The following is a 17,713-nucleotide window of genomic DNA, read 5'->3' on the forward strand; positions in this document are numbered from 1 at the left end:
GGATCGTCCGCGGACGGCCCCGTCGGTGCGTCCGCGCGGTTACCCTCGGACCGTGGTCAGCGGAGAGTCGCACGGGGGCGGACCGACGACGCGGCGGGCCACGGGCACGCGCGGTGCCGTGGACCCGGCCGAGAGCACCCGGCCCGGCGGCGCCGCGCAGGACCGCGACGACGAGCGCGCGACGGTCCCGTCGCCACGCCCGCCCGACACTCCGGCGTCGGTACCCGCGACCGCGCCCACCCCGGACACGGCCTCCGCGGCCGACGAGACCGGCAAGAACGAGACCGGCGACAACGAGACCGGCGAGGCGATCAGCGGCCCCGCCGTCGTCCGGCCCCGACCCGCTGGTCCGGCCCGCCCCGCCACGCCGGTCCCGGCCCACCCCGCGACCGACCTCGGCACCCACGAGGTGACCAACCAGCCGCCACCGCTCGCGGGCTTCGACCCGCTGGCGTGCGACCCGGCACTGGTCGGCGCCGTCGAGCGCGAGGGCGCGGCCGGCGCGCTGCCGACGTTGCGGCTGCTCGGGGAGAAGGTCGCGTCCGCGGAGTTCCGCGAGCACGCCCGGCTGGCCAACGAGAACTCCCCCGTCCTGCGCACGCACGACCGCTACGGCCGCCGGATCGACGAGGTCGAGTTCCATCCGTCGTGGCACGCGCTGATGGAGCTGTCGGTCGGGTGGGGGCTGCACGCCGCGCCGTGGCAGGCGCCGCCGGGCACAGGGGCGCACGTCGCCCGCGCGGCCGGGTTCTACCTGGTCAGCCAGCTGGAGCAGGGGCACTGCTGCCCGATCTCGATGACGTACGCGTCGGTGCCGGCGCTGCGTCACGACGCGGCGTTGTCGGCGTCGTTCGAGCCGGGACTGACCGCGCGGATCTACCAGCCGGGGCTCGCGCGGCCGGGCAGCAAGACGGGGCTGCTCGCGGGCATGTCGATGACCGAGAAGCAGGGCGGCTCCGACGTGCGGACGGGCACGACCGTCGCCGCCCCGTCGGTCGACGGCACCTACCGGCTCACCGGCCACAAGTGGTTCACCTCCGCCCCGATGAACGACCTGTTCCTGACGTTGGCGCAGGCCCCGGGCGGGCTGACCTGCTTCGTGCTGCCCCGGGTGCTGCCCGACGGGTCGCGCAACGCGATCCGGTTGCAGCGGCTCAAGGACAAGCTGGGCAACCGTTCCAACGCCTCGGCCGAGCTGGAGTACGACGACGCCCTCGGCTGGCGGCTCGGTGAGGAGGGGCGTGGCGTCGCCACGATCATCGAGATGGTGTCGATGACGCGGCTGGACTGCGTGCTCGGCTCGGCCGGGACGATCCGCGCGGCACTGTCGGAGGCCGCCCACCACGTCGCGCACCGCACCGCGTTCGGCGAGCGGCTGGCCGCGCAGCCGCTGATGCAGTCGGTCATCGCCGACCTGGCACTGGAGTCCGAGGCGGCGACGGCGCTGGCGCTGCGGCTGGCAGGCGCGGTCGACCGCGGCGAGACCGAGCTGCTGCGCCTCGCGCTGCCCGCGTCGAAGTACCTGGTGTGCAAGCGAGCCCCGACGGTGGTCGCCGAGGCGCTGGAGTGCCTGGGCGGCAACGGGTACGTCGAGGAGTCGGGGCTGCCGCGGCTCTACCGGGAGGCGCCGCTGAACTCGATCTGGGAGGGCTCGGGCAACGTCACGGCCCTCGACGTGCTGCGTGCCGTCACCCGCGAGCCCGACTCGGTGCAGGCCGTCCTGGCGGAGATCGACGCCGCGACGGGCCTCGACCCGTGGTTCGACCGGGCCGCGAAGGAGCTGCGCACCGAGCTCAAGGCCCGTGAGCAGCGCACCGCCCGCCGGCTGGCCGAGCTGGTCGCGCTGTGCCTGCAGGGGTCGCTGCTGCTGCGGCACGCCCCGGAGGAGGTGGCGACGGCGTTCGTCGCGTCGCGGTTCCTTCCCGACGGACCGTGGCGCACCGCGGGGACGCTGCCGGCATCGGCGCACACCGAGGCGCTGCTGGAGCGGGTCAGCCCTCGCTAGGAGCGCACACGCACGGCCCGGCCGTCCACCACTCGCCGACCTCGTCGAGTGCCTCGTCGCCGAACGGGTTGACGCCCCGGCCGCGGGCGAGCGCGTGCCCGGCGTGGACGTGCAGGCACTTGACCCTGTCGGGCATGCCGCCCGCGCTGACGCCGGTACCGAGGGATTCGATCGCGTCGCGTTCGGCCAGGTACGACTCGTGGGCCCGCAGGTAGGCGGCCGCCAGCTCGGGATCCTCGGCGAGCCGGTCGGTCATCTCCCGCATCCGGCCGTCGGCCTCGAGCGTCCCCAGCCGCGACGCGAGCCGCGGGCACGTCAGGTAGTAGAGCGTCGGGAACGGGGTGCCGTCCTCGAGCCTGGGCGCGGTGGCGACGACGGTCGGCAGGCCGCAGGCGCAGCGGTGCGCGACCTCCCGGACCGCCCGCGGCACGCGCCCGAGCTGGGCGGTGACGGCGGCGCGGTCGGCGTCCGAGATGGTGGGGGCGGGAGCGGGGGTGCTCACGGGGCGGGCGAACCTTCCGAGACGACGTTCCAGAGGCGCTGGAACCATGGCTGTCCTGCGGCGAGCTCCTCGGGGCTCGGCGGCGGGACGGGCAGCTCGACGATGTAGGGCACCTCGCCGGGCTTGACGTATCCGAGCCGGGTGCGGGCCTCGGCCTCGACCTGGCCGGGGTCGGACAGCCGGGCCCGTTCCTGGTTGAGCCGGTCGACCTCGGCGGCGATCTGCTGCTGCTGGTGGGTGAGGTCGGACAGCTGCTGACGCTGGGCGACGTAGTTGCGCAGCGGCACCGCCACCGTCAACGCCAGCGCGCACACGACGACGGCGAGCACGGCGGCGCGCCGCGTCGAGGAGACGCCGAGGAACCCGGTCGTCGCGGCGACGACGCCGGCCGCCCGGGACCTGCTGCGGGTCAGCTGCGGCTCGCGGGTGCGCGTCCGCCTGCCTGCCGCGTTCGGCCGGGCCGCCGAAGCGCCGCGGCCCCGGTCACCCCGGGTCCGCGCGCGCTCGTCGGCCGCGGCGGGCACGTCAGCCCTGCGGCACCGCGTACCGCGGGAAGGCCAGCTCTCCGGCGTAGCGCGCGGCGTCGCCCAGAGCCTCCTCGATGCGCAGCAGCTGGTTGTACTTCGCGACCCGCTCGGAGCGGGCGGGGGCGCCGGTCTTGATCTGGCCGCAGCCGGTGGCGACGGCGAGGTCGGCGATCGTGGTGTCCTCGGTCTCGCCCGAGCGGTGGCTCATCATGCAGCGGTAGCCCGACGAGTGCGCGAGCGTCACCGCGTCGAGAGTCTCCGACAGCGTGCCGATCTGGTTGACCTTGACCAGCAGCGCATTGGCGGCGCCGCGCAGGATGCCGTCCTCGAGCCGCTCGGGGTTGGTGACGAACAGGTCGTCGCCGACGATCTGGACCTTGTCGCCGATGGCCGAGGTGAGCGCCACCCAGCCGTCCCAGTCGTCCTCCGAGAGCGGGTCCTCGATGGACACCAGCGGGAAGTCGTCGACGAGCGAGGCCCAGACGGCGGACAGGTCGGCCGAGGACAGCTTCTTGCCCTCGTAGCTGTAGTCGCCCTTGTCGTGGAACTCGGTGGCCGCGACGTCGAGCGCGAGGACGACGTCGGTGCCGAGCGTGAAGCCGGTGGTCTCGACAGCGCTCGCGATGAGCTCGAGGGCGCCGCGGGTGCCGCCCGCGACGTCAGGGGCGAAGCCGCCCTCGTCGCCCAGGCCGGTGGCCAGGCCGTTCTTCTTCAGGACGGACTTGAGCGCGTGGTAGACCTCGGTGCCCCAGCGCAGGGCCTCGCGGAACGACTCGGCGCCGATCGGGGCGATCATGAACTCCTGCACGTCGACCGACGTGTCGGCGTGGGCGCCGCCGTTGAGGATGTTCATCATCGGCACCGGCAGCACGTGCGCGTTGGGGCCACCGATGTAGCGGAACAGCTCCAGGCCCGACGACTCGGCCGCGGCCTTGGCGACGGCCAGCGACACCCCGAGCAGCGCGTTGGCGCCGAGCCGGGACTTGTCGTTGGTGCCGTCGAGGTCGACGAGGCGCTGGTCGACCAGACGCTGGTCGACGGCCTCCATGCCGGTCAGCTCGGGGCCGATCTCGTCGAGCACCGCCATGACGGCCTTCTCGACGCCCTTGCCGCCGTAGCGCTTCGCGTCGCCGTCGCGCAGCTCGACCGCCTCGTGCTCGCCGGTGGAGGCGCCGGACGGGACCGCGGCCCTGGCCAGCGTCCCGTCGTCGAGGGCGACCTCCACCTCGACCGTCGGGTTCCCTCGCGAGTCGAGGATCTCGCGTGCGCCGACCTGCTCGATGACCGCCACCACAGCTCCTGTTCCGGATTCGAGTACTGGACCCGGTGAGCCAGCCTATCCGCCGCCGCTCCCCCAGCCGTGCACCGCGCCGTCAGGTGTCGCAGCCGTCACCCGCATCGGCCCCCTGTCCGTGCGTGCTGTCAAGCCTCGCGATTCCGCCGCCGGGCCCCTACCGTGGAACGACCATGAGTGCACCCCAGGGATCACACGCAGAGGAGCCCCCCGACGATCGCCCCGAGGGTGGTCCTGACGTGGTCGGGGCGTTCCGGCGTGCCGAGCTGCTCCTGGGCGAGAACCGGCCGCTGGACTCCCTGGCGGCCCTGGCCCCGGTCCTGGAGTGCGCGCCCGACGACGCCTCCGTGCAGCTGCTCGCGGGGCGCGCCTACTTCGACTCGGCGCAGCTGTCCCGCGCGGAGGCGGCGTTCACCCGGGTCGTGGAGCTCGATCCCTCCGACCACTACGCGCGCTTCGCGCTCGGCAAGACGTTGCAGCGCCAGACGCGGCTGTCGGAGGCTCTGGCGCAGCTGAAGATGGCCGCCGCGATGGACCCGCGGCCGCAGTACCAGGAAGCTCTCGGCGAGCTGCGGGCCCGCGTCGCCCTGCACCGCGCCGAGCCCGCGTAGTCCCGCCCGTGTGCCCCGCCGGCCGTGGGCCGAGCGTGTCACCGGCGACCTCACTCACAGGAAGAGGGTCCGGCCCCACCAGTCGTCGGGTCCCGCGGTGCCCGGCGGGCAGGCGTAGAGCCCCGACCCGACGTGGCGGATGTACTCGTTGAGCGCGTCGCCGCTGCCGAGCTTGCGCTGCAACGTCACGAACTGGGCCGGGTCGCGCATGTAGGCCAGGAAGAACAGCCCGGCGTCGAGCGTGCCGGTGCGGGCGTCGATGCCGTCGGTGTAGGAATAGCCGCGGCGCAGGATCCGCAGACCACCGTTGTTCTCCGCCGCCGCGAGCCGGACGTGGGCGTGGTCGGCGATGACGGGGCCGCTCGCGTCGACTGCGGTGAAGTCGGGCGTGTCGAACTCGTCCTTGCCGGTCAGCGGCGCCCCGGAGGCCTTGAACCGGCCGAAGACGGCTTCCTGGTCGGACAGCCGGTCGCGGTCCCAGGGCTCGATGAACATGCGGATACGCCGGGCGACGAGGTAGCTGCCGCCGCCGAGCCACCCCGCCCCGTCGCCGTCGGCGACCCAGACGTGCTGTCCGAGGGCGGCGTCGTCGGTGCCCTGGATGTTGCGGGTGCCGTCCTTGAACCCCATCAGGTTGCGCGGGGTGCCGCCGGCGCTCCCGGTCGACGACGTCTTGCCGAACCCCAGCTCCGCCCACCGGGCGACGACGGTGCCGCGGCCCAGCCGGGTGAGGTTGCGGACAGCGTGGAACGCGACGGTGGGGTCGTCGGAGCAGGCCTGGACGGCGATGTCACCGCCGCTGCGGGCGTCATCGAGCAGTTCGCCGGGCAGGGCGGGCAGCGGCGCGAAGGCGGCGGGGCGGCGGGAGGCGAGGCCGAATCGGTCGGTGCCGTCGGCAGCGGTGAACAGGCCGGGCCCGAACCCGACGGTGATGGTGAGCCGGCCGGCAGGAAGGCCGTCGGCCTCGCCGGTGTCGGCGGGCGGCAGCGCGTCCGACGGGGTGGCCCCGGGGACGGGCGCGCCGCGGGTCATGGCCTCGGCGGCGGCGGTCCAGGTCGTGAGCATGGCGACGAGGTCCTCGCGCCGCGCGGTCGAGGCGACGTCGAAGGCGGTGAACGCCAGCCGGTCCTGCACCGGGGTGGCGATGCCGGCCTGGTGCGGGCCGTGGAAGTCGACGATGTCGCTCGCTGCGGCCGCCGACGGGGCACAGCCGGCGAGGGCCAGTCCCGCGCCGGCGGCGCCGGCTCCCGCGATGCCCTGCAGGAGCCGGCGCCGGGACAGTTCCATGGGTGCGTCAGACCACCTTTCCGGCGATCTGGGACAGCGGCTCGGCGAGCGCGTTGACGGAGTCGGCGAGCGAGCGCTTGTCGGTGTCGGTCACGGCGCTGTAGTCCTGGTAGCCGCCGTCGGTGGTCCGGTACTTCGCGAGACCCTGGGTGACGTCGGTGAACCGGGCCTCGAGCTGCTGGGCGAGGTCGGGGTCCTTGGCGGCGAGCGCGGGCCGGAGCAGCTCGAAGGCCTTGCGGGCGCCGTCGATGTTGGCGGCGAAGTCCCAGAGGTCGGTGTGGGAGTAGCGGTCCTCCTCGCCGGTGACCTTGCTGGTGGAGACCTCGGTGAGCAGGTCGGACGCGCCGTTGGCGAGCTCGGCGGGCTGGTAGGTGTCGGTCCCGGCCTTGTCCTTGACCGTCGCGACGTCGGCGTCGAGCTTGTCGGCGATCGGCACCATGCCCGCCAGCGAGTTGTCGGCCCAGAGCGCCTTCTCGATGCGGTGGAAGCCGGTCCACTGCGCCGGGTCGGCGACGTCGTCGATGCGGGCGTCGATGGCCGGGTCGAGGTCGCCGAAGCTCTCGGCGACGGGCTCGATGCTCTCGTAGTGGACGCGGGCGGGTGCGAACGCCTTCTTCGCGGCGTCGGCGTTCCCGGCGCGGACGGCGTCGGTGAACGTCCTGGTGGCCGTCTGCAGCTGGGCGACCTCGGAGACGACGTAGTCGTGGTAGCCCTGGGTCGCGGCGGTCAGCGAGGTCTCGGCGGTGGCGGTGGGGGCTGCGCCGCCGGTGCCGTCGACGGTGAACGTCCACGTGTCCTTGGCCGCGCCAGGGCAGTACACGCTGTAGGTGCCGGGCTCCATGCGCAGCGAGAACGCGCCGTCGAGGCCGGCGGTGATGTTCTCCTTCTCGCCCAAGATCTTCCCGCCGCTCTGGATCTCGGCCTCGGTGACCTTGACCGACGCGGCGTTGGTGACCGCGAAGTTCACGGGCCCGCTCGGGACGATGGCCGGCCTCGGGCCGCACCCCGAGTCGCTGATCTCGATCGTCACGGCGGCGGGGGCCGGATCGCCTGGCGAGGCCTGCTGGGAGCTGTCCGAACAGCCCGCGGCGAGCAGTCCTGCCGACACCAGGGCGGCGGCGCCGCAGGCGAGGCGGAATCGGGTGGGGGTCACAGGTCGCACTCCTCGGTTCTCCGAACGGTGTGCCGGAACGGGATGGCTCAGGCGGCCGGCGCGGGCGCCGGGTTGCGCCGCTTCGTGGCGGGAGCGAGCACGTAGACCAGGAGCGGGACGACGTAGACCAGCCAGACGACGACCTCGAGGACCACCGGGTAGGGCTGGACGCCGAGGACGCCGGTGAGCAGCGACGACACGGGGGTTCCGGGCAGGACCAGCCAGGACAGGTCCAGCGCGCGGGCCTGCCCGACGTTGATCCAGCCGGCCTCGTGGGCGGTGTGCGCGGCCGTCGTCAGCAGTCCTCCGGCCACGATGACGAGCACGACGCCGGTGATCCGGAAGAGCCGCGCAATGTCGAGCTTCACGCCGCCGCGGTAGATGCCGTAGCCGAGCGCGACGGCGACGAGCACGCCGAGCAGCGCGCCGAGTCCGGCGAGCAGTGGGGAGGTCGAGGCCTGGAACGCGGCGAGCAGGAACACCGCGGTCTCGAAGCCCTCCCGGAGCACGGCGAGGAAGGCCATGGCGACGAGCGCCGTGGTGGACCCGGCGGCCAGCGCGGCGCCCGCGGACGTCTCCAGCGACGCGCGCATGTCGCGGGCATGGGTGCGCATCCAGACGACCATGTAGGTGACCATCGCCACGGCGAGCAGTCCGATGACGGTCTCGAGACCCTCCTGTGCGGCCTGCGGGAGGTCGACGGTGACGATTTCGAGGGCGACACCGACGGCGACGCATATCGCGATGCCGACGCCCACGCCGATCCAGACCGAGCGGAGTGCGTCGCGACGGGCGCGGGCGACGAGGAAACTCGCGATGATGCCGACGATCAACGAGGCCTCGAGTCCCTCGCGCAGTCCGATGATGAAGGTGGCGAGCACCCGGAACCTTCCTTCCGTGACACCGGCTCCGCTGCCTTCGCGCGACCGGGCGAATCGAAGTTAGGTATTGCTGCGATTGCCTGTCAATAGGCTCGGATAACCGACGCGAATTGCACCCGTAATCCATTTCGGGAATTGTCGACACGCTCGTCCGTGATGAGCCCCCGAATGGGCGGTCGATCCTGTTCGAACGCTTTTCGTCCGTCGCGGACGACACGTCCGATCATCTGCACCTCGTGCCCGATACATCCGATTCGCGAAGGTGACGGACGCCTCGGGGAGGATCTACCGGCACCCGACGACGAAACGGCACTACCGCCCCGGGCGGGACAGAGGCTAGCCTCGCAGCGCATCTGTGCAGCCTCACCTAATGACGCGGGACGAACCGGACTGGAGACCTCCGAACGTGCTCGGCAACTCTCTGATCGGACTACGGGAAGGCCTGGAGGCCGCGCTCGTCGTGAGCATCCTGGTGGCCTTCCTCGTGCGCACCGACCGTCGCTCGGAGCTGCCCAAGGTCTGGCTCGGCGTCGGCATCGCGGTCACCGTCTCGGTCGGGGTCACCCTCGCCCTGACCCTCACCGAGCAGGCCCTGACGTTCCAGGCCCAGGAGACGCTCGGCGGCACGTTGTCGATCGTCGCCGTCGCATTCGTCACCTGGATGATCTTCTGGATGCGGCGCAATGCGCGGGCGCTGTCCAGTGAGCTGCAGGGCAAGCTCGAGGACGCCCTGCACATCGGGCCGGTCGCCGTCGTCGTCGTGGCCGCACTCGCCGTCGGCCGCGAGGGCCTCGAGACCGCGGTGTTCTTCTTCTCCGCCGCGCAGGCCGCCGGGCAGACGCTGCAGCCGCTGGTCGGGTTCCTCATCGGCATCGCGATCGCGATCGCGCTCGCCTACCTGATCTACCGCGGCGCCGTGACGATCAACCTCGGCAGGTTCTTCACCGTCACCGGCCTGCTGCTGGTCTTCGTCGCCGCCGGGATCCTCGCCTACGGCGTGCACGACCTCCAGGAGGCGGCGATCCTCCCGGGCCTGGACAACCTCGCGTTCGACGTCAGCGCCGCAATCCCGGCCGACTCCTGGTACGGCACCTTGCTCAAGGGGATCTTCAACTTCTCCCCGCAGACCACCGTGCTCGAGGCGACCGTCTGGGTCGCCTATGTCGCCGTGGTCCTCACGCTCTTCCTGCTCCCCAGCCGACGCCGCGCCGCTGTCGCCACCACCTGAGAATCACCGCGCTGAAACTCGAGGAGAACCATGCCACGCAGGACCGCGGCAACCGTGCTCGCCGCAGCCGCGGCGGCCGCCGTGCTCGCCGGATGCACCAGCACCGCCCCGCCGGCGGAGAATGTCTCCGGCGGCGCAGGCGGGCCGATCAAGGTCGCGGCCGCCGACTCGTCGTGCGACGTGACGACCAAGGAGGCCCCCGCGGGCACGATCTCCTTCACCGTCACCAACACCGGCAGCAAGGTCACCGAGTTCTACCTCTACGCCACCGGTGACCGGATCATGGGCGAGGTCGAGAACATCGGGCCCGGCCTGACGCGCGACCTGATCGTCGAGGTCCCCGACGGCGGTACCTACACCACCGCCTGCAAGCCCGGCATGGTCGGCGACGGCATCCGTGCCGCGTTCACCGTCACCGGCAACGCCGCCCGCTCGGTCGACCAGAACACCCGCCTCGCCGAGGCCACCGCCGGCTACAAGCGCTACGTCAACTCCCAGATCGAGGCCCTCGTCCCCAAGACCGAGGAGTTCGCCGCCGCCGTCAAGGCAGGCGACGTCGCCAGGGCCAAGGCCCTGTTCCCGGTGTCGCGCACCTACTGGGAGCGCATCGAGCCCGTCGCGGAGTCGTTCAGCGACATCGACCCCAAGGTCGACGGCCGTGACGACGGCGAGCCCGGCGTGGCGTTCACCGGCTACCACCGCCTGGAGAAGGACCTCTGGGAGACCGGCCTGCAGTCCGACTCGCCCGCGATGGCCGACGCGCTCGTCGCCGACATGAAGGACCTGCAGACCCGCGTCGCGACCCTGGAGCTGACCCCGGTCCAGCTCGCGAACGGCGCCAAGGAGCTGCTCGACGAGGTCGCCACCGGCAAGATCACCGGTGAGGAGGACCGCTACTCGCACACCGACCTGTGGGACTTCAAGGCCAACGTCGAGGGCTCGCAGGCCGCCGTCGCCGCGCTGCGCCCGGTGATCGACGAGAAGGACAAGGCCCTCGGCCCGCTGCTCGACCAGCGCTTCGCCGCCGTCGACACCCTGCTCGAGCAGTACCGCGTCGGTGACGGGTACAAGCTCTACACCGAGCTGACCCCCGAGGACACGAAGAAGATGTCCGACGTCGTCAACGCCCTGGCCGAGCCGATCAGCCAGGTCGCCGTCGTCGTGACCAGCTGAGCGGAGACACGTGACCGACACCAGCCGGACCGAACGCCCCGTCGCACCGCCGCCCACGAGGGGCCCCGACGACGAGGCGCCCAGCGACGCGGGCGGGCTCTCCCGCCGGACACTGTTCGGTCTGGCCGGTGCCGGGGTGGCCCTCGCCGGCGGCGGGGCCGCCGCCGGATGGGCGGTCGGCAGGTCGGCCGGGGAGACCGCGCGGCCCGGGGTCGTGCCGTTCCGCGACGTCCACCAGGCCGGGGTCGCCACCCCGGCGCAGGACCGGCTGCACTTCGCCTCGTTCGACCTGACGACGACCGACCGCGTCGCCGTGGCCCGGCTGCTCGCCCGCTGGGCCACCGCCGCCGAGCGGATGACGGCCGGTGACGAGACCGCCGCGAACGGTGCCGTCGGCGGCAACCCGCTCGCCCCGCCCGCCGACACCGGCGAGGCCCTCGGGCTGCCCGCCGCGTCGCTGACGATCACGGTCGGGTTCGGCGGCTCGTTCTTCGACAAGCTCGGCATCCCCGACCGCCGCCCGCTCGCGCTCGCCGACCTGCCACCCTTCCGCGGTGACGCCCTCGACCCGGCCCGCTCCGGCGGCGACATCTGCGTCCAGGCCTGCTCCGACGACCCCCAGGTCGCGGTGCACGCCGTGCGCAACCTGGCCCGCACGGGCTTCGGCACGGTGTCGGTGCGGTGGTCGCAGCTCGGGTTCGGACGCACCTCGTCGACGTCGACCGCGCAGGCGACCCCGCGCAACCTGTTCGGCTTCAAGGACGGCACCAACAACGTCAAGGCCGAGGAGCCCGCCCAGCTCGACGAGCACGTCTGGGTCCAGCCCGGCGACGGCCCGGACTGGATGACCGGCGGCACCTACCTCGTCGCCCGGCGCATCCGGATGCACATCGAGACCTGGGACCGGACGTCGCTGCAGGAGCAGGAGCAGATCGTCGGGCGCACCAAGGGCGAGGGCAACGCGTTCGGGAAGGCGGGCGAGTTCGACCTCGCCGACCTCGCCGCGCGCGGACCCGACGGCAAGCCGCTGATCGCCCAGGACGCCCACATCCGGCTCGCCTCGGCCGACGAGCTGAACGGGGTGCGGATCCTGCGCCGCGGCTACAACTTCGTCGACGGCACCGACGGCCGCGGCCGCCTCGACGCCGGGCTGTTCTTCATCGCGTTCGTGCGCGACCCGCAGAAGCAGTTCGTGCCGATGCAGCGCGTGCTCGCCCAGCAGGACCCGATGATGGAGTACCTGCAGCACACCGGGTCGGCCATGTTCGCCTGCCCGCCCGGGCTGGCCGGCTCCGACTACTGGGGCAGCGCGCTGTTCGCCTGACCGGCGCTCGCCCTGTCGGCGTTCTCCCAGGCCTCGCGCCAGGCGTCGTCGTCGAGGGCGTGTGCGTCCGCACCCGCAGCCGCAGCCGCGCGCTGGGCGCTGCGCACCCGGTCGGCGAACCGGCGCGCCGCGGTGCGCAGCTCGGCCTCCGGGTCGACCCCGGCGAGCTTGGCGCGGGCGGCGAGGGCGAAGAGCTCCTCCCCCACCCCGGGTCCGGACGGCAGCAGCTCGGCCGGGAAGCCCGCGCGGGCGGTGCGGCTGGTCAGCTTGGCCGCCAGCGCGACCGCGGGCTGCCCCATCGGCACCCCGTCCACACTGGACTCACGCTGCTTCTCGGCGCGCTTGAGCTCGTCCCAGCGGTGCTCCTGGCGCTCCGCGGTGTCGACCGTCTCGGAGCCCGCGAAGACGTGGGGGTGCCGCCCCACCAGCTTGGCGACGAGATCGCCGGCGACGGCGTCGACGTCGAACGGGTCGGCGTCCTCGGTGGCGACCCGGGCGTGGAAGAGCACCTGCAGGAGCACGTCGCCGAGCTCCTCGCGCATCGCGGCGCGGTCGCCGTCCTCGATGGCCTCGTAGAGCTCGTAGGCCTCCTCGACGAGGTACTGCAGCAGCGAGTCGTGGGTCTGCTCGGCGTCCCACGGGCAGCCACCCGGCGAGCGCAGCCGGTCCATGACGGCGACCGCGTCGAGCAGGGCCGCGCCGGGGGGCTCGGGCGTCGAGATCACGGTGCCCGCCGCCGCGACGACGGGATGCGCGGGATCGGTGGTGAGCACGACGGCACCCGCGGGCGGTTCACCGTCGAGCGGCTCGGCACCCCACGCCGCGGGGTCGGCGACGTCAGGCGTGGCGACGACCGCGCTCGCCGCGCGCAGCGGACCCAGGGCCGCGGCGGGCAGGACGGCGCCGAGGCGGGCGGACAGCAGGACGACGGTCGTCACGGCCAGGTCGCCGGTCAGGGCGTGGGCGGCGCGAGAACGCTGCCCGGCACCTGGTCGGCCAGGAGGACCCCCATCGACAGCGGGTCCCACACGCCGTAGCGCGGGTTGACGCGGATGTCGGTGCGCATCGCACGCGGCTGCAGCAGGTGCGTGCCGAACGTCAGCAGCAGGGCGCGGTCGACCTGGTCGGCCGGCTGCTCGGCGTCCTGGCCGCGCGCGGGCGGCGGGGGCGTGACCGTGGTGCGCGACTGCACCTTGGCGACGGTCCAGGTGGTGTCGCCCTGCTGCGGCTTCACGATGATCACCCCGCCCTGCGGGGTGCCCAGCAGCGACCACGCGTACGGCGGGGCCTGGGCGAAACCGGGGACGATCTGCGACGCGGGGACCGCGCGCGCGGGGCCGCCGAAGAACTGGTCGGCCGCCGGACCGCCCGCGAGTGCGATCCTGGCCTTGGCCTGCGCGTCGGCCTCCGACGAGGTCTGGCCGACCTGCACGGCGACGTCGAGCGTGTCGATCTCGCGCTGGGCCAGCTTGACCATCAGCAGGTCGTCGCGGACGGCCTCGCGGCGCAGCGCCGGGTCGCCGTACTGCGCGATCGGCGACTCCAGGGCCGGGGCGGCGGGCTGGTTGTCGTCGGTGGTGCGGTCGTCGGCGGCGATGACCTCGTCGATCTCCGCGTCGGTGACCGTCAGGCCCGTCTCGGCCGCCTCGGCGCGGATCAGGTCGTGCAGGACCGAGCGGCTCACCAGCTCGCGGGCGACGAGATCGGGGGTGACCCCCGACTGCGTCATCAGGTCCTTGAGCCTCGGGGCGGCCAACAGCGTGCCGAGCTGCGACTCGACGCTCGACAGCCCCACCGACGAGTCGCCGACGATGACCGCCGACCCGACCTGGCTCGGTCCGCTACCGCATCCCGCGACGACCGCGCCGAGGATCGACGTGACGGCGATGGCCCGGATCACCCTGCTACGCACGGGCCCACCCTCTCACGTGGCCCTCGACACCCCGCCGAGGGCCACACGTGAGGAGCCCCGACCGCTGCTCGGCGCGGACGACCACCGTGTCGCAGACCCCGCTGTCGTGACACCGGACCCGGCTGCTCAACCCACCGGCGCCGGGGTCCCCGTCAGGTCGGTGAGCAGCCGTGTCGCCCACTCCAGCAGCGCGACGTCGCGCAGCGGGGCCGCACCGATCCGGTCGCCCTCGACGGGCCGCGGCACCGTCACCAGCCGGGCCGCCGGCTTGTAGACGGCCTTCGGGTACAGCCGCCGCAGCCGCATCTGCGCCGAGTCGGCCAGGTCGACCGGGCCGACCCGCAGCACGTTGCCCGCCCCCGCGACCTCGCCGATCCCGTGCTCGCGGCAGGTCTGCCGGAACGCCGCGACGGCCAGCAGGTTGCGCACCGCCTCCGGCGGCTCCCCGTAGCGGTCGGTCAGCTCGTCGACGATCGCGTCGAGCGCCGCCCGGTCGGCCGACTCCGCGATCTTGCGGTACACCTCCAGGCGCAGCCGCTCGCCCGTCACGTAGTCGTGCGGGACGTGGGCGTCGATCGGCAGGTCGACGCGCACCTCGGCCAGCGCCTCCGGCTCGTCCGCGCCGCCGGACCCGGCCTGCTTGCGGAAGGCTGCGACGGCCTCCCCGACGAGCCGGATGTAGAGGTCGAAGCCGACGCCCGCGATGTGGCCGGACTGCTCCGCGCCCAGGATGTTGCCGGCGCCGCGGATCTCCAGGTCCTTCATCGCGACGGCCGCGCCCGAGCCGAGGCCCGAGTGCTGGGCGATCGTCGCCAGCCGGTCGTGCGCGGTCTCGGTGAGCGGGTTCTCCGGCGGGTAGAGGAAGTAGGCGTAGCCGCGCTCGCGGCCACGCCCTACCCGGCCGCGCAGCTGGTGCAGCTGCGACAGCCCGAGGGTGTCGGAACGCTCGACGATCAGGGTGTTGGCGTTGGAGATGTCCAGGCCGTTCTCGACGATCGTCGTGCACACCAGGACGTCGTACTCGCGGTGCCAGAAGCCGTTGACGGTGCGCTCCAGCACCTCCTCGTTCATCTGGCCGTGCGCGACGGCGATGCGCGCCTCGGGCACGAGGTCCTGGATCGTCCTGGCCGCCCGGTCGATCGTCGACACCCGGTTGTGGACGTAGAAGACCTGCCCGTCGCGCAGCAGCTCGCGGCGGATCGCGGCGCCGACCTGCTTGGGGTCGTAGGCGCCGACGTAGGTCAGCGTGGGGTGCCGCGACTCCGGCGGGGTGGTGATCGTCGACATCTCACGGATGCCGGCGAGGCTCATCTCCAGGGTGCGCGGGATCGGCGTCGCCGACAGCGTCAGGACGTCGACGTGCGCCCGCAGCGCGGTGATGTGCTCCTTGTGCTCGACGCCGAAGCGCTGCTCCTCGTCGACGATCACCAGCCCGAGGTCCTTCCAGCGGACGCCGTTCTGCAGCAGCCGGTGCGTGCCGACGACGACGTCGACGGTGCCCTCGGCGAGCCCGGTGATCGTCTCCTTGGCCTCGGCGTTGTCGGTGAACCGCGACAGCCCCTTCACCGTGACGGGGAAGGCGCGCATGCGGTCGGCGAACGTCGACAGGTGCTGGGTGGCGAGCAGCGTCGTCGGGACGAGGACGGCGACCTGCTTGCCGTCCTGCACCGCCTTGAACGCCGCCCGGACCGCGATCTCGGTCTTGCCGAAGCCGACGTCGCCGGAGATGACGCGGTCCATCGGGACCGCCCGCTCCATGTCGGACTTGACCTCGTCGATCGCGGCGAGCTGATCGGGGGTCTCGGTGAACGGGAACGCGTCCTCGAGCTCGCGCTGCCACGGGCTGTCCTTGGCGAACGCGTGCCCCGGCGACGCCTGGCGGGCGGCGTAGAGCTGCACCAGCCCGGCCGCGATGTCGCGGACGGCCTTGCGGGCCCGGCTCTTCGTCTTCGACCAGTCGGCGCCGCCGAGCTTGTTCAGCGTCGGCTGCTCACCGCCGACGTAGCGGCTGATCTCGTCGAGTGCGTCGGTCGGCACGAACAGGCGGTCGGCGGGCTGCCCGCGCTTGGACGACGCGTACTCCAGCACCAGGTACTCGCGGGTGGCGCCCTGCACGGTCCGCTCACGCATCTCGACGAACTTCCCGATGCCGTGCTGGTTGTGCACGACGAAGTCGCCCGGCTGCAGCACCGCGAGGTCGACGGCGTTGCGCCGCCGCGCGGGCATCTTGCGAGCCGTGGCCTCCAGACCGGCGCGGCTGCCGGTGAGGTCGGCCTCGGAGAGCACGACGAGCCCGATCGCCGCGGCGATGAAGCCGTCGGCGACGCGCCCGCACGTGACCGTGACCAGGCCCTTCTCCGGCTCGTCGGTGAGCTCCTCGACCAGCGACGCCGGGACCTCCGCCTCGCGCAGCTGCTCCAGCGAGCGCTGCGCGGTGCCCTGCCCGGGGACGACGAGCACCGCGGCACCGCCGGTGGCGACGTGGGCGCGCAGGTCGACCAGCGCCCGGTCGGTGTCACCTCGGTAGGACTCGACCTCGTGCACGCCCGGCACCAGCGCGTCGTCGGTGCCCGAGAGCAGCGGCGACAGCGTGACGACGGGCCGCCCCGACGTCGTCGAGTGCGCCAGCACCTCGGCGAGGTCGCGGTAGGCCGACGCCCCGAGGTCGATGGGCGCGGCGGCGCCCGCGGCGACGTCGTCGGTGCCCAGCGACGCCGCGAGCCACGACGCCTCCAGGAACTCCTGGCCGGTGCGGACGAGGTCGTGGGCGCGGGTGCGGATGCGCTCCGGGTCGGCGACGAGCACCAGCGAGCCCGCCGGCAGCAGGTCGGTGAGCAGCTGCATCTCGTCGCCCACCAGGGCCGGGATCAGCGACTCCATGCCCTCGGCCGGGATGCCCTCGGCCAGCTTCTCCAGCAGCTCACGCAGCTGCGGGGTGTTCTCGTGCACGTGGGCCAGTGCCGCCGCGCGCTCGCGCACCGGCGCGGTGAGCAGCAGCTCCCGGCAGGACGGCGCGACGACCTCACGGACCTCCGCGTCACCACCGACCGAACGCTGGTCGGCGACGGCGAACGCCCGGATCTCGCTGACCTCGTCGCCCCAGAACTCGATGCGCACGGGGTGCTCGGCCGTCGGCACGAAGAGGTCGACGATGCCGCCGCGCACCGCGAACTCGCCGCGCTCGGTGACCATCTCCACGCGGGTGTAGGCCAGCTCGACGAGCCGCTCCAGCAGGTCGTCGAACCCGTACTCGGTGCCGACGCGCAGCCGGACCGGGTCGAGCGTGCCCAGCCCGGGCGCGATCGGCTGGATCAGGCTGCGGGCTGCCGCCGCGACCAGCCGTACCGGGGAGTCACCGTCGGCCAGCGCCCGGAAGATCGTCAGCCGCCGCCCGACGGTGTCGGGGCGCGGCGAGAGCCGCTCGTGGGGCAACGTCTCCCACGACGGCAGCACCGCGACGGCGTCGGCGCCCAGGAGGTCCGACGCTGCGGCCGCGAGGTCCTCGGCCTCCCGGTCGGTGGCGGTCACCGCGAGTACGGTCCGCCCGCCCACGGCGACGGCCGAGGCGAGGAACGGGCGCAGCGCTGCCGGGCCCTCGACCCTCAGGGCCGGGGTGGCGGCGGTGCGGAGGTCGATCGCGGCGGCGGAGTCGAGGACTCCGGCCAGTGCGGGGACGGTGGCGGTGAGCAGGCCGGACAGTGGGGCCGCGAACACGTCGGGCAACTCCTCGAAGAGGGCATCAGAGCACGCGAGACAGACCCCTCCCCGTGTCGTGCGCCCGGGTCGGGGCCTGGCACCAGCCTACGCGCCGCTCCC

Annotated in this window: 14 protein-coding genes; 5 read left to right on the forward strand and 9 right to left on the reverse strand. The window is 73.3% G+C overall.

What is annotated here, in order from left to right; all coding sequences use genetic code 11:
• Window positions 1-409: 409 nt before the first annotated feature.
• Window positions 410-2,005 carry an acyl-CoA dehydrogenase family protein gene (locus TOK_RS28175; RefSeq protein WP_253258718.1) on the forward strand — a complete coding sequence of 532 codons (1,596 nt, stop codon included), beginning with the start codon at window positions 410-412 and terminating at the stop codon, window positions 2,003-2,005.
• Here the strand turns inward: TOK_RS28175 and TOK_RS28180 are convergent.
• The 3 genes from TOK_RS28180 to eno are packed head-to-tail and all read right to left on the reverse strand — an operon-like array spanning window position 1,992 to window position 4,325.
• Entirely contained in the window at window positions 1,992-2,507 is a 516-nt protein-coding gene (locus tag TOK_RS28180) for a DUF501 domain-containing protein (protein WP_374754940.1), read from the reverse strand. The genes TOK_RS28175 and TOK_RS28180 overlap by 14 nt on opposite strands.
• A complete protein-coding gene (locus TOK_RS28185; RefSeq protein ID WP_098961034.1) occupies window positions 2,504-3,031 on the reverse strand; it encodes a septum formation initiator family protein in 528 nt (175 codons plus the stop codon). The genes TOK_RS28180 and TOK_RS28185 overlap by 4 nt, the downstream gene beginning before the upstream one ends.
• 1 nt (window position 3,032) lies before the next feature.
• The gene (gene eno, locus TOK_RS28190) at window positions 3,033-4,325 is read right to left on the reverse strand and encodes a phosphopyruvate hydratase (protein WP_098961035.1); all 1,293 of its coding nucleotides are present in this window, start codon (window positions 4,323-4,325) and stop codon (window positions 3,033-3,035) included.
• A 176-nt stretch (window positions 4,326-4,501) separates the two neighbouring features.
• Between eno and TOK_RS28195 the strand changes: the two genes are divergently transcribed.
• Window positions 4,502-4,939, forward strand: coding sequence for a tetratricopeptide repeat protein (locus TOK_RS28195; RefSeq protein ID WP_141566590.1), 438 nt, complete (start codon window positions 4,502-4,504; stop codon window positions 4,937-4,939).
• A gap of 54 nt (window positions 4,940-4,993) precedes the next feature.
• Here TOK_RS28195 and efeB (TOK_RS28200) read toward each other — a convergent pair whose 3' ends face one another.
• The 3 genes from efeB (TOK_RS28200) to efeU (TOK_RS28210) are packed head-to-tail and all read right to left on the reverse strand — an operon-like array spanning window position 4,994 to window position 8,260.
• The gene (gene efeB / locus TOK_RS28200) at window positions 4,994-6,226 is read right to left on the reverse strand and encodes an iron uptake transporter deferrochelatase/peroxidase subunit (RefSeq protein ID WP_098961037.1); all 1,233 of its coding nucleotides are present in this window, start codon (window positions 6,224-6,226) and stop codon (window positions 4,994-4,996) included.
• A 7-nt stretch (window positions 6,227-6,233) separates the two neighbouring features.
• A complete protein-coding gene (gene efeO / locus TOK_RS28205) occupies window positions 6,234-7,379 on the reverse strand; it encodes an iron uptake system protein EfeO (protein ID WP_098961038.1) in 1,146 nt (381 codons plus the stop codon).
• 47 nt (window positions 7,380-7,426) lie between these two features.
• Window positions 7,427-8,260, reverse strand: coding sequence for an iron uptake transporter permease EfeU (gene efeU / locus TOK_RS28210; RefSeq protein WP_098961039.1), 834 nt, complete (start codon window positions 8,258-8,260; stop codon window positions 7,427-7,429).
• Window positions 8,261-8,630: 370 nt separating this feature from the next.
• On the opposite strand from efeU (TOK_RS28210), the gene efeU (TOK_RS28215) reads away from it, so the two are divergent.
• From efeU (TOK_RS28215) to efeB (TOK_RS28225), 3 genes are all read left to right on the forward strand, one after another.
• Complete coding sequence (gene efeU / locus TOK_RS28215; protein WP_172457834.1) at window positions 8,631-9,488, forward strand: iron uptake transporter permease EfeU; 858 nt, start codon at window positions 8,631-8,633, stop codon at window positions 9,486-9,488.
• A gap of 30 nt (window positions 9,489-9,518) precedes the next feature.
• A complete protein-coding gene (gene efeO / locus TOK_RS28220) occupies window positions 9,519-10,661 on the forward strand; it encodes an iron uptake system protein EfeO (protein WP_098961041.1) in 1,143 nt (380 codons plus the stop codon).
• Window positions 10,662-10,773: 112 nt separating this feature from the next.
• Complete coding sequence (efeB, locus tag TOK_RS28225) at window positions 10,774-11,985, forward strand: iron uptake transporter deferrochelatase/peroxidase subunit (RefSeq protein ID WP_253258720.1); 1,212 nt, start codon at window positions 10,774-10,776, stop codon at window positions 11,983-11,985.
• Here efeB (TOK_RS28225) and TOK_RS28230 read toward each other — a convergent pair.
• The 3 genes from TOK_RS28230 to mfd form a co-directional block, all read right to left on the reverse strand.
• Window positions 11,958-12,923 (reverse strand): MazG family protein, encoded by a 966-nt coding sequence (locus TOK_RS28230; RefSeq protein WP_098961043.1) that lies wholly within the window; start codon window positions 12,921-12,923, stop codon window positions 11,958-11,960. The genes efeB (TOK_RS28225) and TOK_RS28230 overlap by 28 nt on opposite strands.
• A gap of 14 nt (window positions 12,924-12,937) precedes the next feature.
• The gene (locus tag TOK_RS28235; protein WP_141566591.1) at window positions 12,938-13,897 is read right to left on the reverse strand and encodes a hypothetical protein; all 960 of its coding nucleotides are present in this window, start codon (window positions 13,895-13,897) and stop codon (window positions 12,938-12,940) included.
• Window positions 13,898-14,023: 126 nt separating this feature from the next.
• Window positions 14,024-17,611 (reverse strand): transcription-repair coupling factor, encoded by a 3,588-nt coding sequence (gene mfd, locus TOK_RS28240; protein WP_098961045.1) that lies wholly within the window; start codon window positions 17,609-17,611, stop codon window positions 14,024-14,026.
• Window positions 17,612-17,713: the final 102 nt, after the last annotated feature.

The organism is Pseudonocardia sp. N23 (assembly GCF_002583555.1).
Lineage (GTDB): Bacteria > Actinomycetota > Actinomycetes > Mycobacteriales > Pseudonocardiaceae > Pseudonocardia.